Below are 14,769 nucleotides of genomic sequence, written 5' to 3' on the forward strand. Positions count from 1 at the left end.
TGTTTCGCTACTAAAAGCTGAAAAGTGTTGTTTGTTTGGTTTTATCTTTCTTTTCAACCTTTTCCTCTTCAATAATTTCTTCGGTTTCAGATTCAATTTCCTCAACAGCAGGTTCCTCTTCAATGATTTCTTCTACAGGTTCGATAATTTCTTCGGTTTCAGGTTCAATTTCCTCATCTGAAGGAACTTCTTCTGGAATGAAATTCATCATCTGATTTTTAAGCTCTTCTGCACGTCTGTCACGCTCTTCAACATGCATTTCCGCCTTGCGTTTTTCCATTTTTGTTATAACTTTTTTAGGTATTTTTTTCTTTCTAAATACTTTGATTAGCTTATCAGTTTCTTTTTCGTCCGGTTCATTGAAAAAACCTAAAAAGTCGGAAATTTCCCATGCAAGCTCATCGTTCTGAAACATTATTTCAAGATATGGAAACATTGAAACGGCCACTCCACTTGAAACATGCATTTTTTCAAACATTCTTTCACAGATTTTGTCACGTAAATTACGCTTTCCACGATTGCGGCCCATCAGGCCAAAAATGCTTGGTGTCTGGATTTTTGTGAACTTCTTGTAGGTTTCATGTTTTGAGTTGCTCACTCCAATTCCCATGAAATCACTTGCGTATTTCCAGTAGCCGTAGTTTCTGCTTCTTTGGGTTCTTCCGAAGAATATGTCTGCCTTTGAAATGTAATCATAAGCCTTTTTAATTTCATCTGTTTTTTTGTATTCGCGAGGAATGTTTTCTGCTATGTATTCCATTACAAGTGTGGGATCCTCTTCAATCCACATTGCCTCTTTCACATGTGCGGGAGTTTTACTTTTCAAAACACCTGTTATCGCATTGAATATGTCTGAACGTGAGTCTTTGGTGACAATGTTTTCCACATCACTCACTTCCAGTTTTTTGTCCTTGTCACTCAATGCCTGCAGGGTATTTATTGCTGAGCGAACGTCTCCCTGGGATTTTGTAGCTATCTCCTTGAGCGCTGCGGGTTCAACTTCCACACCTTCTGCCTGAGCTATTTTTCTTAAAAGTGCAGAAATTGAGTTCCATCTTGACTTTTTCATTTTGATGACTTGGCATTTCGGTTTTATTGACTGAAGACGTTTTGAATAGAAGTCATTTGCAGTAAAAATCATCGGATGGTGTGATTTTTTAATTATTTCACCAATCGCCTTTACTCCGCCCCTGTCGTTTGTTCCGTGAATACCGTCAATCTCATCAAGGATAATAAGTTTGTACTCGTCCCCGAAAAGGGATCTTGAGGAGGATGACTCTCCGATTGTCGCCTTGATGGCATCCTGTGAACGTTTGTCACTTGCATTCAACTCAATGTGTTCTGAAAACTCTTTAGCGATAATCAGAGCTAAAGTTGTCTTTCCAATGCCTGGTGGACCTACTAACAGCAATGGTATCTGTGGGTTACCTTCTTTCCAGTTTTTAACCCATTCCTGGATTATTTTAATCTCTTTTTTATTACCTACCATCTGGGAGAGTTCCTGTGGTCGGTATTTGTCAGTCCATAACATTTGAATACCTTATAAGAATTGAGTGAGTAACGCTTCAAGCTGTATTCTTGGATTTGCTCCTTCCCTTATTCTAAAGTCGCATTCTGCAATTGCTTCAATTAAATCCATGTAAATGCCTGCTTCCATCTTTCCATCGAGCACCCTTCTGGAAACGTCCTGATAGATTTGGGTAACCATGTCCTCTCCGCTGGTTCCCTGCAGTACCATTGTTTCCCTCAATATTGTACGGGCTCCCATGAAGTCTCCCATCAGTGCCTTGGTTATCATGTTTCCGATGTCCTGTGGCTTTGCCTTTGAGACGACTTCGTACACTGAATCCTCTGTAATTGCCTCTCCTTCTGAAGCGGCAGATTGAAGGACATTAACTGCCTTACGCATGTCTCCTTCCGCAAAGTAGACTATTGCTTCAAGGCCTTTGTCATCATAGTTGAATCCTTCAGTTTCACAGATGAATTTAAGCCTTTCAGTAATCTCTTCCGCCTTTATCGGAGCGAATCTGAATATTGCGCATCTTGATTGAATAGGGTCAATGATTTTTGATGAATAGTTACATGAAAGTATAAATGAAGCGGTTTTGGTATACATTTCCATTTCACGACGAAGTGCGTGCTGCGCATCCTTGGTCATGTTGTCGACTTCGTCTAAAAAGATTATTCTGAATGGGGCGCCGACCGGTTTCAGTCTGCAGAAGTTCTTGATGTCATTTCTGACTGTATCGATTCCCCTTGCATCTGAAGCGTTTAATTCCAAAAAGTTGTTTCTCCAGTATTCTCCCAATATTGATTTGGCCAGTGCCAAGGCTGTGGTTGTTTTACCGACACCTGCCGGACCTGTAAACATTAGGTTAGGCATGCTGTTTTCGCCTACATACTTTTGAAGTCTTGCTACGATTTGCTTTTGTCCAACGATGTCTTCTAATTTTTGTGGTCTATATTTTTCTACCCATGGTCCGCTCATTTAATCACCATTTATTTATGATAAAATTTATGTACTATGTTGTTAAATTATTTTTTGGATTAACTTTTTTAATGTATGAAATCCAATTTATAAATAGTTAAAGTGTGAGCATTTGGTAATCAATGCAAAAAATTTAAGGTGTTAAAAATGAAAGGAGCATGGAGACTTAAACTGCGGATGATTTTAACTTCCGTAATAATGTTTACAATCGTTTATTTCCTGATTTCCCTTGCCGGATGGTATTTGGGAATAAGCAGTTGGAGACTGTACTTCGCAGCAAGTATAGTTATAGTATTTTTACAGTATTGGTTTGGACCGAGCATTGTCAAACGTTCAATGAATGTAAGGCCACTGTCCGAGGCGGAAGCTCCACACATTCATCAAATGATTCAGGAATTGGCTGATGAGGCGGGTGTTCCAAAACCGGAACTCGGATTGTCAGAAATCAACATTCCAAATGCATTTGCTTATGGAAGATCAAGCAGAAGCGGACACATTGCAATAACCCGTCCGATATTGGGTCTTCTTGACCGTGACGAGCTAAGGGCGGTACTTGGCCACGAAATGGGTCACATCAAACACAATGACATGATCGTAACCGCTGCTGTTAGCGTAATTCCAATGATTTGCTACTACATTGCACTGTCATTCATGTTTTCCGGAGACAGCCGTAACGGCGGAGGAATCATAATAGGCATTTTGGGTTATCTCTTCTATCTCATCGGTCAGGTGCTGGTGCTGTTCATTTCAAGAACCCGTGAGTACTATGCGGACCAGGCCAGTGTCGAGTATGGAAACCATCCTGCATCATTGGTATCGGCGCTCTACAAATTGTCCTATGGTGCTGCAAGATGCAGCAAGGAAACAATCGATGAGGTAAATACCAACAGGGCATTCTTTGTAAATGACGTCAACAACGCAAGAAATGATATCACAGATTTCCAGCAAATCGACTTTGACGGTGACGGCAAAATATCCGAAGAGGAACTTAAAAGACTTCTGAACTCTGATGTTAAGATTTCAAGAAAGAACGGAATCATGGAACTGCTTTCAACTCACCCTGATTCACTTAAAAGAGTTAAAAGATTGGCGGAGTTATTAGAATGAGAATGATTTTGGATGAACGTGGAAAGAAGTATGTCCTGAAGCCTGGTGAGGAATTTCAAAGCGACCTTGGAATAATCAAGGCGGAGGTCCTGGATGAGGCCGAAATAGGGGATGAGGTAAAAAGCCATCTTGATCACACCTTTAAAATCATGAAACCAAACATCAATGATTTCATTGACATCATGGACAGAAGATGTTCAATTCTTATCAAAAAGGACATCGGACAGGTCCTGGCGCATTCAGGTTTGGGTGCAGGTTCACGTGTGGTTGATGCTGGAACCGGTGCGGGAGCCATTGCATTGAACTTCGGTAATGTCGTCGGGCCTGAAGGGGAAGTGTTCACCTATGAAATCCGTGAGGATTTCGCAAAGGTTGCCCAAAAGAACATTGAAAACTTCGGCATAACCAATATCCATGTAAAAAACAAGAACATCAAGGACGGAATCGATGAGGACAATATCGACTTGATCTTTTTGGACTTGCCAAAGCCCTTTGAGATATTTGAGGATGTGATGGAGTCCCTGAATGTCGGCGGATGGCTTTGTGTCTATGCACCTTACATTGACCAGGCTGAAATTTCATACAGGATTGCCAAGAAGCTGGGCTTTTTCGACATTGAAATATTTGAGACCATGGAAAGGGGACTTGAAGTCAGGCCTCAGGGTGTCAGGCCAAAGACCCGTATGGTTGGTCACAGCGGATATCTGGTATTTGCAAGGAAATTATAGTTGTCATTTAATCGATTTCAGCTATAATTATTTTACTATTTTTTTTAATTCATTTAATATTTTCAATCATAATTTCTTTTTACGTAATTTTTAAAACGAGTACGACCGAAATCCATATGTACATGTAGGTAGAATAAAAAATAAGTAAAGGATTTGATAAATGTATTTTTTTGGATGGTTATTCAAAAATAAAAAAGATAAGGAATAATGTTAATTATTCCATGAAAATTGCAGGTTTGTAAGGCATTGCGTTTTTAGCCTTGTTTTGTGGGTCATATGAGTCATCGGTGTGAATAACTACTTCGTTTCCGCATTCTTCCTTGATGTAGTCAAGTGCATCGGTTAGGATTTCTGCCTCGTTGATTTTGCCGATGTAGCGTGTTTTGGTAATCTCCTTACCGATTTTTTTAGCAACCATTGCAATTTCCTTTTTGTCGTCATAGATTTTGGCGCCGATTGCTCTTCCCATAATCTGACCGATATCAGGTTTTCCAACCTCATCAGCTATTTTGTAAAGGTCCCATTTCCAGTCAGGGGCAAGATAGATATGGATTTTTTCCACATCGTCCTTTACCATCTGCTTGATGTGTGCAATGTCCTTGATGATGTTTTCCACAAGGCCCTCTGATTTTTCAATGACCGGACTGATTAGTGACTCGTCAGCTTCAGGCCATGCTGCCTGGCTTACAAAGCCCTCTCCACCATATGCGCTCCATAACTCTTCTGAGGTGTGAGGTGTGAACGGTGCTAAAAGCTTGATCCAGCTTTCAAGAACAGTTGACAGCACATAGATTACTGCAGGGTCCTTATCGTCAATTATGTGTTTTACACGGTAGATGTAGTGGTCAACATCCTTTTTAAGAAGGAATAGTGAATCCTGCAGTGCCTGTCTTGTCTGGAATACTTCAAGGGCTTCGGTTGCATTCTTGATATGCTGGTTGAGCTGGCTCATCATCCATAGGTCGATTGTACGTGTCAGTTCAACAGGTTCAATATTGCTTAGGTCAAGTGGTGAGCCTTTGATTTCTTCGACTCTTGCTGCAAATTCCCTGAACCATTCAAGTCTTCTTTTGGTTCCAAGAACCTCTTTTTCCCTCCAGTCGAAGTCCTGCCATGGTTCGGCTGAAGCCATCAGGAACAGCCTTACAACGTCAGCTGTATAGTCTTTGATAGCGTCTTTCAATAGGATAACGTTACCTTTGGAGGAGGACATCTTGTTTCCTTCCAAAAGACCCATTCCGAATACGACAGTTCCCCTTGGCCATTTGTCCTTAGGATAAATCGCACTGTGGTGGAACATTAAAAAGCTCAGGTGGTTTCCGACAAGGTCCTTTGCGGACAGTCTCCAGTCAAGAGGGTACCAGTAGTTGAATTCATCCTGGATCTCTTTGACTTTGTCTGCAGGCACAGTGATTTCACCTGAATCCTTGTTTAAGAGCACCTTGTCAAAGAATGCGCGGTTCAAATCATCAGGGTTCATGTCGCGAAGGTATTTTGCTATTGAATAGTAGGACATGTAGATTGTTGAATCGGTTAAAGGTTCAATCAGCCATTGGTCATCCCATGGGAGTCTTGTTCCAAGTCCTACCTTTCTTGAGCATGCCCAGTCGTCAAGCCAGTTAAGGTAGTATTCGAAATTGTTCTTGATTTCCTTTGGAATGACTGTTTCGCCTTCAAGAACCTCAAGGGTCTTTTCGGTCCACTCTTCATTGCCGTATTTCATGAACCACTGGTCATCCATGATTTTGACGACACAGTTGTTTCCGCATCTGCACACAACAGGCCTTTCGGCAAAGTCATACATTACGGTTGCGATATTGTCATTGATCAGCTTTTCCTTGAGCTCTTCACGTGCAAAACGAACTTTCATGCCTCCAAATTCAGGTATTGAATCGATGATTTTACCCTTACTGTGCTGCTGTTTGTACAGTTCGTTTGTGGCCTCATGCAGTTTTTCATCGTTTTGGTCTGTAATTCCTAACCTTTCGATGATGTCTGCGGCTGGAATTTCGCCGTATCCCTTGAGTGTGCATACTGGAATAGGTTCCACATTTTCAATGATTCCTTCCAGATTGTATTTTGCAATCATCTCATCATTGTTTTTCAAGTCCTGTAGTGCAATGTAGTCTGCAGGTGCATCTGCAGGTTCTGAGAAAACGACTCCACTACCGTATGATGCGCTGACAAAGCTTGCAGGGAAAATCGGTAATTCTGCACCGGTAAACGGATTTGTTGCCATTTTTCCAATCAAGTCATTAGGGTCAATTTCCTCAATGATTTTCAAATCCTTGATTTGGTGCTGCAGGTTGTAGTGAGCTTCTTTTGTGATTACCCAGTTTTCACCTTCCGCATCCACCAGAACATATTCCACATCAGGGTTCAGCCAGATGTTTGTTGCTCCGACGATGGTTTCAGGCCTTAGGGTTGCAGTCACGAGAACCTTATCGTCAATAGTGAATTTTAAAAGGGTCAACTCGTTTACTCCAATACCTTCACCTTCAAGAAGGTCGTGGTCTCCAACGGGGTTGTCACAGTTCGGACAGTATTTTACAGGGTGTTCTCCTTTCTGGACAAGTCCCTTTTCGTACAATGTGGTTATCTGCCATTCTATGAACTTCTTATAGGTTGGGTCGATTGTTCTGAATTCCCTTCTCCAATCAATGGAGTAACCCATCTCCTCCATAACCTCGTGGTATTCTGTGGAGAAGTATTTCACGATGAATTCCGGATCTTCAAGTTTCGGTAGGGTTTCCTTTGGAACGCCGTGTACTCTGTGGTACAAATCAAGGGTCCAAGGGTCTTTTCTCTGGATCCTGTCTGCAATACCGATAACTGGTGCTCCGGTCACGTGCCATGCCATAGGGAAGAGCACGTTGTATCCTTCCATCCTTTTGAATCTTGCGTATACGTCAGGTACGGTATATGTACGTCCGTGTCCGATATGCATAGCTCCACTTGGGTATGGGAAAGCCACGGTTAGGAATAGTTTTTCTCGCTCATCTGGGTTTGATTCAAATAGTTTTGCATCAGCCCATTTTTTCTGCCATTTCTTTTCAATATTTTCGCTCACTAAATCACCATTCATAAGATTGTTTTTTGAGGGCTTTCAGGAACTTCGCTTTTGTGCCTGCTCCTGATAACTTTTGTAATGATCATATCAACGTCATCTTCTGAAATGCCTAATTTTGCACTGATTTCGGCATTTCCATTGTTTTTTTCAGTGTATAAATAAAGGATTCGGTCAAGTGTATCATAGTCCATTCCGATTTCATCCTCGTCGGTCTGGTTGTTCCACAGTCCTGCCCTTGGAGGCTTGTCAATGATTTCGGCTGGAACTTCCATGTGTCTGGCCAATTCATACACGTCAGTTTTATATAAGTCTCCTATCGGTTCTATATCACAGGCTCCGTCTCCATGTTTGGTAAAGTAACCGATAAGAATTTCGCTTTTGTTACCTGTACCGCTGACAAGGTAATTCTTTGCGTTTGCATAATAATAAATGATTGACATTCTGATTCTTGCCTTGAGATTTCCCACTGCTAGGGTGTTTTCATCAAGATCTGTCACGGACAGATATTCCTTTAGAATGCTGTCGATTGATATTTGCGTATAGTTTATTCCCAATCTTTTTGCAATTTCGATTCCATGGATATTGTCCTCTGTTGGTGTGGTAACGGACGGCATAACAATTCCAAATACATTATCACTGCCCAATGCTTCACATGCCAGATATGCGGCTAGTGTTGAGTCAATTCCTCCACTCAAACCAACAACGATTCCGCTGCTTTTGGCTTCGGCCACTTTTGTTTGAATAAAGTTTATGATATCGTTTTTTGTAGTTTCAACATCTAATTTTGGAATGTTACTGATATTCTCACCAACCTTTTAAACCATTTATACAGTAAACAATATGTATTTTTTATAATATAATAGTATAGTATGAGCGATGTGGAAATTATATGTGAAAAATCATTCAGTGAAATTGACAGTGAAATTATCAACAGGTTCGTTGAATTCCAGCAGGCAATAATTGACAAGGATGAGGACAAGCTTGATGAAATGTTGTCGGATGATTATGTTTTGGTTCATATGTCCGGAAAAAGGCAGTCCAAAAGGGAGTTCATCGATGAGGTGTTGGATGGCACATTGAATTATTACAAATCAGAAATTCAGGACCCCACAATTCTTCATGATGATGAAAACAATGCGTCACTGGTGGGGGATGTTACTCTCACCGCCAAAGTCTATGGTATAAACGGCAAATGGACATTGGATACTGTAATCAATTTTAGAAAAATAGATGGCGTCTGGATAATTGGTGATTGGGATAACTAAAAAAAGTAATTAATGGGATTAATCTATAATCCCATGGCTTCAAGCATTGATTGAACACCTAAAATGATGATTGCCACACCACCGAATATTTCAATGTAGTCGGCGTATTTGATAGCGACTTTTGTTCCGTATGTTCCAAGAAGGAACCATGCTACAACTGTAATCAGGCTCAATACAGATAATATGTATGGGTCTACATGGGCCACTGCACCCTGTGATGCAAGAACCAGGTTTTCTATGTTTCCAAAAATCAGTAATCCTGAAAATGGAGCATAATCTTTCCACTCAACCATTTTATGCATCTCCTTCTGTTTCTTTTATGTGGCGCACGGCGTCACGAACGGATTTGATACCTAATATCACGATTGCAAGTCCTCCGATGAATGATATGTACTGGGAGTATTGCATTGCCACATCTGTTGCTACGAAACCAATGAATAACCATATGATAACTACTATAATACTTAACAAACCTAAAATCTTAGGGTTTACTCCCTCAACAACACCCTGGGATGCCAGAATCAGGTTTTCTATATTTCCAAAAATAATCAGGCCCACAAAGGGCAAAAATTCTTCCAACATTTTTTTACCACCATTAATTTAATTTATTTTTAATGATTAACTGTTTTCAATATTAATATGTATTATTATAGTTAAAAAAGTATCGTTGATTTTCATTATGTATGAAAATTATACTTTGAATTTATAATTGAGGTAGTTCACAAAGTGGAATTCAATGAGAAATTTGATTAAAAAGATGAAATTAATCCATATTTAGAAAGTATTTTTATAAAATCAGTGGACTCATGGGGATTCATGTGTAATGGAATGTTTTTGATGTTTACAATATGGGGCAATAACTAACTTTATATACTATAAAATATTAAAATTACATTTAGTAACTAAAAGTAAGAAATCGGATTTTCGATTACTTACCACTTTTCCGTGGACAATTTATAAAATACTATATCTTCACCATCAATAATAAAATTAACTTTTGTTCGTATAAAACTTATAAAAAAGTTCCTATACTTATCGATTTCCAGCACTGAAACTTTAATTTAATCTCTATTTCCAATTAATCATATTTTGAAAATATGAGAGTTATTAATTCAACACTTTTCCCAGAATGATTCAATGAAATAAATTATTCCCTGAATGAACGTGGAGTAGTTGATCTTGGAATATCCTTATGGAATTCAAGAGCCAAATCCATGATTTCCACTGAGATATCCCCCATTCTTTCGAATGATTTCACAACACGTGATATGTAAATATAATAATTCGACATTTCAACATCATCAAAAGAAGTTTCAACCATCTGATTAGCTATGAGATTCATGGCTTTCTGTTGGTTTTCATGAATTTTTTCTTCCGTATCCATCAAATCTCCACGTAATTCTATACTACCTTTAATAAAAGCATCAGTTGCATATGAAATAGACCTTTGTGAATATTTATGCATTTTTTTTAATATCTTTAAAAGTTCATCATCAACGGGGGACTTCTCATTGATAACAAATTTTGCAATATGGCCGGAATAATCCCCAATGCGCTCGTAATTGTATGCTGCCTCGCTGAATAACAAGATTTTAGAAAGTTTGGAATGAGGATCAACATCAACAACAGTTTCAACAGAGGAACGAACTTTTTCAAACATGTTATTTGTTGTAAAATCTAATTTTAAAGCTTCTTCCGCTAATTTCTTATCATTATTTAAAATAGCATCAAAAGACATTTGGACCTGTTCCTTAACATGTCCGCTCATGCTGCCTAACATGTTTTCAATTAAGAAAAAGGCGGAATGCTGTTTGATGTTAAAAATTGGATTTGAAGAACCATATTTTTCATCATATTTATTTAAATCAATGACATATGCCCTTTTGACAATGTCTTCTTCAATCAATGGTTTAAGTAACTGAGTAACATATCTACGGCTAATTCTTAATTTATCTGCAATTTCATCTTGAGTAGAAGGTTTATCATAAAAAATAACATCCAAGATATCTTCTAATGTTTTATCACTCCGTGCCATAAAATCCTCTCCAATATTTAAAATAAAAAATTAAATAAACAGTGACTGTTTTATCTGTATTTTATATACTCAATATCCATTCCTCATTTAATTTAATTAATATGCATTATTCATCTTTAGGATAATCCAGATTTTTTGAATGCAAATATTTTCATATTCACTTAATTAAAACAATGATTTTAGACTTATTTAAACTTTGCTAAAATGTGAATTTTCATTCATAAAAAGTGAATCAAATTAATTGAAAAAAATATTAATAAACTTAACAATTCCAATAATGAGAATAGAAAATAATGAAAAATATATTTAAATGAAACAAAAAAAATGTAAGAGTTTTAATATGTCTTGAATAAGAAATAGGAAGAATCATAGGCAATATTCATCACAAATACTCCTTAAAATCATTCTCAAAAAAAATACTTTATTATATCTTAGTTTAAAATCAGACCACTATTCAAAAACGTCCATTAATGTTAAGATAAAAAAATTGCTATTAATTAATATTTATATCACAATATATAATATTCAAAAGGAAATTTCCACCCATTTAACTGTGCTTTTTTTGACAATTGTTGCAATGTATATCGGTCCAATTGAAATAACCCCTACAAAAGGGGTTACAGTTTCAGTAATGCCCTTGTTATACACAATGATTTTAGGCTTAATATGCTACCTTGCAAAACCAATAAAATGGATCCAAAGAAAACAATCCAGAATTGCTGAAGGTGCCATAATGCTTTTCATTGGAATTTTAATCGCAAAATTAGCAATATCCAGCGGTCAATCAATACATTTATTATTGGAAATGGGGCCTGCATTAATGTTACAGGAGTTAGGGCACCTTGCAACAATTTTAATCGCACTTCCTGTAGCCTTACTTTTAGGATTTAAACGAGAATCAATTGGCTTGACAAATTCCATTTGCCGTGAACCTGAAGTTGCAGTTGTTGTTGACAAGTATGGATTTAATTCTCCTGAAGCAAGAGGGATATTTGCACTATTCATAGTCGGAACAATAATTGGAACTGTATTCATTAGTTTTTTAACAAGTATTAGTGTTTCAATTCTACCATTACATCCTTTTGCATTTGCAATGGCAAGTGGAGTAGGCAGTGCAAGTATGAATGCTGCTTCTCTTGGACCCACACTTGCGGCATTTCCCGGTTTAGAAACTCAAATTGAAGCATTTGCAGGATTCAGTAATTTGTTGTCCTTTTCTGCGGGAATATATATCGTCATGTTTTTGGCTCTGCCATTCACTGAAAAATTATATACAATTTTAGAACCAAAAATCGGAAGAAAAGATATAACCAAAAATGAGGAAGAATGAATGTCTGATTTAATCGATGAAATAACTGAAATGACATCAGAGGGCATTTTAAATTGGATTTTGCTTTTAACCATATTTTCAATTATCACAGTAATTGGTAATTGTGCGGGTTATAAACATCCATATCAGATTCTTTAGGTGGAATAGTGATTTTATCATCTATTGTCCTTTTAAGCGTTTTTTTAGAACGAAAATTACCAATTAAAATTCCATCAATTATCTTTATTATTATAATAGGCATTATTGTAGCATTTCCCGCAATGCCTACTTCACATTTTGTTTTATATTATGTGTCTCAAATTGAAATTTTATCAATAGGTACAGTTTTTATAGGGTATGTTGGAATTGGCCTGATCGGAAATGAAACTGAGTTTAAAGAAGACAGATTGCGCGTGATTATATTTACAATATTAGTTATTTTATCTTCTTATATGGGATATGCAATGGTAGATATGTTAGTTTAGTGAGCGGTGTGTTTCAGTCTGGCATTCATTTTTAATATATGAAAACAACTCTAAAACTCAATTGGCTTTGGATTGTGATGTTTGGTATCATCATCCATTTTGCTGTTAGCATTGAGGAGTCATCCATCATAAGCTGAAATTGTTCAGGTTAATTAATATCGCAGAATACCTGGGAAATTTAATGTTCACATTCATGTTGAGTATACAATTGATAAATTACAAATCATGTTAATTTTGGAAAAAAGAAAATTACCGCGAAGTTACTTTTCAAATGATGCTTATTTTTTCTTCAGCAAAAAATCTGTTCATTTTTTAGGTATTTTTTTATTTTTTTATTAAATGCCCCATCATTTATTATTCACATTATAGGAATTTTATTTCACTAAATAGTAACACTTAAATAATGTAAAAAAAGACTTTCAAATTGTAGGAGAAAATCAGATCCTACATTTAATCAATTACAAAGAGGCAAAATAAATGAAAAAGAACCATAGAATTGCAGTTATTGTTATTGCAACCGTGTTAATCATTATGAGTGGAATTTTACTATTTTCAGGATTTGGAAGCTCCGAAAGAATTGATATAGTAGGTTCCACATCTGTACAACCAGTAGCTGAAAAACTAGTAGAAGAATATAAAATTACTCACCCCAATGCAAACATTAATGTTCAAGGTGGAGGATCTAGCGTAGGCATTAAAAGTGTCCATGAAGGAAGCGCAGAAATTGGTACAAGTTCAAAAGAATTGGACGATAATGAAAAAGAAGGATTAAAAGAATATGAACTTGGTCAGGATGGAATTGTATTAGCTGTTAACAGAAATAATGATGTATCAGATTTAACTAGTACCCAATTAAAAGACATATTTTCCGGAAAAATCACCAACTGGAAAGAAGTTGGTGGAAATGATAGTAAAATCCATGTTATAGTCCGTGAAGAGGGATCAGGTACTTTAGATGCATTTAAAAGTATTGTAATGGGAAATACAAAAATCAAAAGTGATGCCATTGTTCAAAGTTCAACTGAAGCTGTAAAACAATCTGTCAAACAAGATGAAAACGCTATTGGTTTTGTTTCATTCGCACACATGTCTGATGATGTGAAATCTTTAAGTATCGAAGGAGTAGCTCCAAGCACTGAAAGTATCGCAGACGGTTCTTATGAATTAAAAAGACCATTTTTATTCCTTGTTAAAGGAGAACCATCAGGTGATCTAAAAGACTTTATCGACTGGATAAATAGCACTGAAGCAGATAATGTTTTAAAAGGAGAAAAAATTATCAAATCAAAATAAATAACCCGACAACAGGAATTTAAAAAATAAATATGATAACTAATGTTTTCATTATATTTTTTATTCTTAATTTTTTTATACTGGAGGGATTTAACATGTCTAAACTTACATCTGAAACAATAATGGAGAAATCATTGTTTATTATTGCATTATTCTCTTGTTTGGTGATTTTACTTATAATAAGTTTTATATTTATCGAGGCTTTCCCTGCAATACAGGAATATGGAATCGCCCAATTTTTATTTGGAAATATCTGGGCGCCAAATGAAGGGCAATTTGGTGTATTTGCAATGATAATTGGATCATTATATGTTACATTCATTGCACTTTTAATGTCAGTTCCTTTATCTCTTTCATGTGCAATATTTATGGCAGAAGTTGCAAGCAGTAAAGTTAGAAAGTTTTTAAAACCCGTTATTCAAACATTATCTGGAATCCCTTCTGTTGTTTTTGGATTTTTTGGTCTAATTTTATTAGTCCCATTTATAAGATCTCAATTTGGGGGAACTGGCTTCGGCATACTTACTGCAGCAATCATATTGTCCATCATGATTTTGCCGACTATAATTTCGGTTTCTTATGATTCATTAAGAGCAGTTCCGCAGGATTACAAAGAAGCATCTTTAGGTTTAGGAGCAACAAACTGGCAAACAATTCGTAGAGTTGTTTTTCCATCAGCACTGCCGGGCATTATTACCTCAATTATTTTAGGAATGGGCAGGGCTGTGGGTGAAACATTGGCTGTACTAATGGTCATAGGCAATGTTGCAAAAATACCAGCATCGATTTTAAGTCCTGCTAGAACTTTGACCTCAAATATCGCATTGGAAATGAATTATGCAATCGGCATTCATTATAATGCTTTATTTGCTACTGCAGTCGTGCTGTTTATAGTAATTATTTCATTGTTAATTATTGCAAATCATATTCAAAGGAAATACAGTATGGATATTGGTGGAGGAACATTATGAATACAAAAGGAGGTATGA

At 36.9% G+C, this 14,769-nt stretch carries 15 protein-coding genes; 8 read left to right on the forward strand and 7 right to left on the reverse strand.

Annotation, left to right across the window (positions count from 1 at the left end; all coding sequences use genetic code 11):
• Nucleotides 1-10 precede the first annotated feature (10 nt).
• Together QZV03_RS00960 and QZV03_RS00965 are read right to left on the reverse strand one after the other, a co-directional pair.
• The gene (locus tag QZV03_RS00960) at nucleotides 11-1,531 is read right to left on the reverse strand and encodes a replication factor C large subunit (protein ID WP_296873843.1); all 1,521 of its coding nucleotides are present in this window, start codon (nucleotides 1,529-1,531) and stop codon (nucleotides 11-13) included.
• Nucleotides 1,532-1,540: 9 nt separating this feature from the next.
• A complete protein-coding gene (locus QZV03_RS00965; protein ID WP_296873844.1) occupies nucleotides 1,541-2,488 on the reverse strand; it encodes a replication factor C small subunit in 948 nt (315 codons plus the stop codon).
• A 147-nt stretch (nucleotides 2,489-2,635) separates the two neighbouring features.
• Here QZV03_RS00965 and QZV03_RS00970 point away from each other — a divergent pair, with 147 nt between their 5' ends.
• Nucleotides 2,636-3,595 (forward strand): zinc metalloprotease HtpX, encoded by a 960-nt coding sequence (locus tag QZV03_RS00970; protein ID WP_296873845.1) that lies wholly within the window; start codon nucleotides 2,636-2,638, stop codon nucleotides 3,593-3,595.
• Nucleotides 3,592-4,323, forward strand: a complete 732-nt coding sequence (locus QZV03_RS00975; RefSeq protein ID WP_296873846.1) for a tRNA (adenine-N1)-methyltransferase — start codon at nucleotides 3,592-3,594, stop codon at nucleotides 4,321-4,323. The genes QZV03_RS00970 and QZV03_RS00975 overlap by 4 nt, the downstream gene beginning before the upstream one ends.
• Nucleotides 4,324-4,537: 214 nt before the next feature.
• Here the strand turns inward: QZV03_RS00975 and leuS are convergent, their stop codons facing one another.
• Nucleotides 4,538-7,393 (reverse strand): leucine--tRNA ligase, encoded by a 2,856-nt coding sequence (gene leuS, locus QZV03_RS00980; RefSeq protein ID WP_296873847.1) that lies wholly within the window; start codon nucleotides 7,391-7,393, stop codon nucleotides 4,538-4,540.
• An 11-nt stretch (nucleotides 7,394-7,404) separates the two neighbouring features.
• Complete coding sequence (locus QZV03_RS00985) at nucleotides 7,405-8,193, reverse strand: NAD+ synthase (protein ID WP_296873865.1); 789 nt, start codon at nucleotides 8,191-8,193, stop codon at nucleotides 7,405-7,407.
• 69 nt (nucleotides 8,194-8,262) lie between these two features.
• Between QZV03_RS00985 and QZV03_RS00990 the strand changes: the two genes are divergently transcribed.
• Nucleotides 8,263-8,658 (forward strand): nuclear transport factor 2 family protein, encoded by a 396-nt coding sequence (locus tag QZV03_RS00990; RefSeq protein WP_296873848.1) that lies wholly within the window; start codon nucleotides 8,263-8,265, stop codon nucleotides 8,656-8,658.
• Nucleotides 8,659-8,681: 23 nt separating this feature from the next.
• Here the strand turns inward: QZV03_RS00990 and QZV03_RS00995 are convergent, their stop codons facing one another.
• The 3 genes from QZV03_RS00995 to QZV03_RS01005 form a co-directional block, all read right to left on the reverse strand.
• Complete coding sequence (locus QZV03_RS00995) at nucleotides 8,682-8,951, reverse strand: hypothetical protein (protein WP_296873849.1); 270 nt, start codon at nucleotides 8,949-8,951, stop codon at nucleotides 8,682-8,684.
• 1 nt (nucleotide 8,952) lies between these two features.
• A complete protein-coding gene (locus tag QZV03_RS01000; protein WP_296873850.1) occupies nucleotides 8,953-9,240 on the reverse strand; it encodes a hypothetical protein in 288 nt (95 codons plus the stop codon).
• 565 nt (nucleotides 9,241-9,805) lie between these two features.
• The gene (locus QZV03_RS01005) at nucleotides 9,806-10,693 is read right to left on the reverse strand and encodes a phosphate uptake regulator PhoU (RefSeq protein ID WP_295600153.1); all 888 of its coding nucleotides are present in this window, start codon (nucleotides 10,691-10,693) and stop codon (nucleotides 9,806-9,808) included.
• A gap of 577 nt (nucleotides 10,694-11,270) precedes the next feature.
• On the opposite strand from QZV03_RS01005, the gene QZV03_RS01010 reads away from it, so the two are divergent.
• The 5 genes from QZV03_RS01010 to pstC all read left to right on the forward strand — a co-directional run bounded on the left by QZV03_RS01010 (nucleotide 11,271) and on the right by pstC (nucleotide 14,751).
• Nucleotides 11,271-12,023: a DUF3100 domain-containing protein gene (locus QZV03_RS01010; RefSeq protein ID WP_296873851.1), complete on the forward strand. Its 753-nt coding sequence runs from the start codon at nucleotides 11,271-11,273 to the stop codon at nucleotides 12,021-12,023.
• Complete coding sequence (locus tag QZV03_RS01015; RefSeq protein ID WP_295600144.1) at nucleotides 12,024-12,161, forward strand: hypothetical protein; 138 nt, start codon at nucleotides 12,024-12,026, stop codon at nucleotides 12,159-12,161.
• Nucleotides 12,162-12,169: 8 nt separating this feature from the next.
• Nucleotides 12,170-12,487 carry a hypothetical protein gene (locus QZV03_RS01020; protein ID WP_295600142.1) on the forward strand — a complete coding sequence of 106 codons (318 nt, stop codon included), beginning with the start codon at nucleotides 12,170-12,172 and terminating at the stop codon, nucleotides 12,485-12,487.
• A gap of 477 nt (nucleotides 12,488-12,964) precedes the next feature.
• A complete protein-coding gene (locus tag QZV03_RS01025) occupies nucleotides 12,965-13,780 on the forward strand; it encodes a phosphate ABC transporter substrate-binding protein (RefSeq protein WP_296873852.1) in 816 nt (271 codons plus the stop codon).
• Between the two features lie 95 nt (nucleotides 13,781-13,875).
• A complete protein-coding gene (pstC, locus tag QZV03_RS01030; RefSeq protein ID WP_295600136.1) occupies nucleotides 13,876-14,751 on the forward strand; it encodes a phosphate ABC transporter permease subunit PstC in 876 nt (291 codons plus the stop codon).
• Nucleotides 14,752-14,769 lie beyond the last annotated feature (18 nt).

This window comes from uncultured Methanobrevibacter sp. (genome assembly GCF_902788255.1).
GTDB lineage: Archaea > Methanobacteriota > Methanobacteria > Methanobacteriales > Methanobacteriaceae > Methanocatella.

Bases quoted from the DNA above. Each gene is read 5' to 3' on its own strand.
- QZV03_RS00960 (WP_296873843.1), bottom strand. From the start codon at position 1,531: ATGTTATGGACTGACAAATACCGACCACAGGAACTCTCCCAGATGGTA.
- QZV03_RS00965 (WP_296873844.1), bottom strand. From the start codon at position 2,488: ATGAGCGGACCATGGGTAGAAAAATATAGACCACAAAAATTAGAAGAC.
- QZV03_RS00970 (WP_296873845.1), top strand. From the start codon at position 2,636: ATGAAAGGAGCATGGAGACTTAAACTGCGGATGATTTTAACTTCCGTA.
- QZV03_RS00975 (WP_296873846.1), top strand. From the start codon at position 3,592: ATGAGAATGATTTTGGATGAACGTGGAAAGAAGTATGTCCTGAAGCCT.
- QZV03_RS00990 (WP_296873848.1), top strand. From the start codon at position 8,263: ATGAGCGATGTGGAAATTATATGTGAAAAATCATTCAGTGAAATTGAC.
- QZV03_RS00995 (WP_296873849.1), bottom strand. From the start codon at position 8,951: ATGGTTGAGTGGAAAGATTATGCTCCATTTTCAGGATTACTGATTTTT.
- QZV03_RS01000 (WP_296873850.1), bottom strand. From the start codon at position 9,240: ATGTTGGAAGAATTTTTGCCCTTTGTGGGCCTGATTATTTTTGGAAAT.
- QZV03_RS01005 (WP_295600153.1), bottom strand. From the start codon at position 10,693: ATGGCACGGAGTGATAAAACATTAGAAGATATCTTGGATGTTATTTTT.
- QZV03_RS01010 (WP_296873851.1), top strand. From the start codon at position 11,271: ATGTATATCGGTCCAATTGAAATAACCCCTACAAAAGGGGTTACAGTT.
- QZV03_RS01015 (WP_295600144.1), top strand. From the start codon at position 12,024: ATGTCTGATTTAATCGATGAAATAACTGAAATGACATCAGAGGGCATT.
- QZV03_RS01025 (WP_296873852.1), top strand. From the start codon at position 12,965: ATGAAAAAGAACCATAGAATTGCAGTTATTGTTATTGCAACCGTGTTA.
- pstC (WP_295600136.1), top strand. From the start codon at position 13,876: ATGTCTAAACTTACATCTGAAACAATAATGGAGAAATCATTGTTTATT.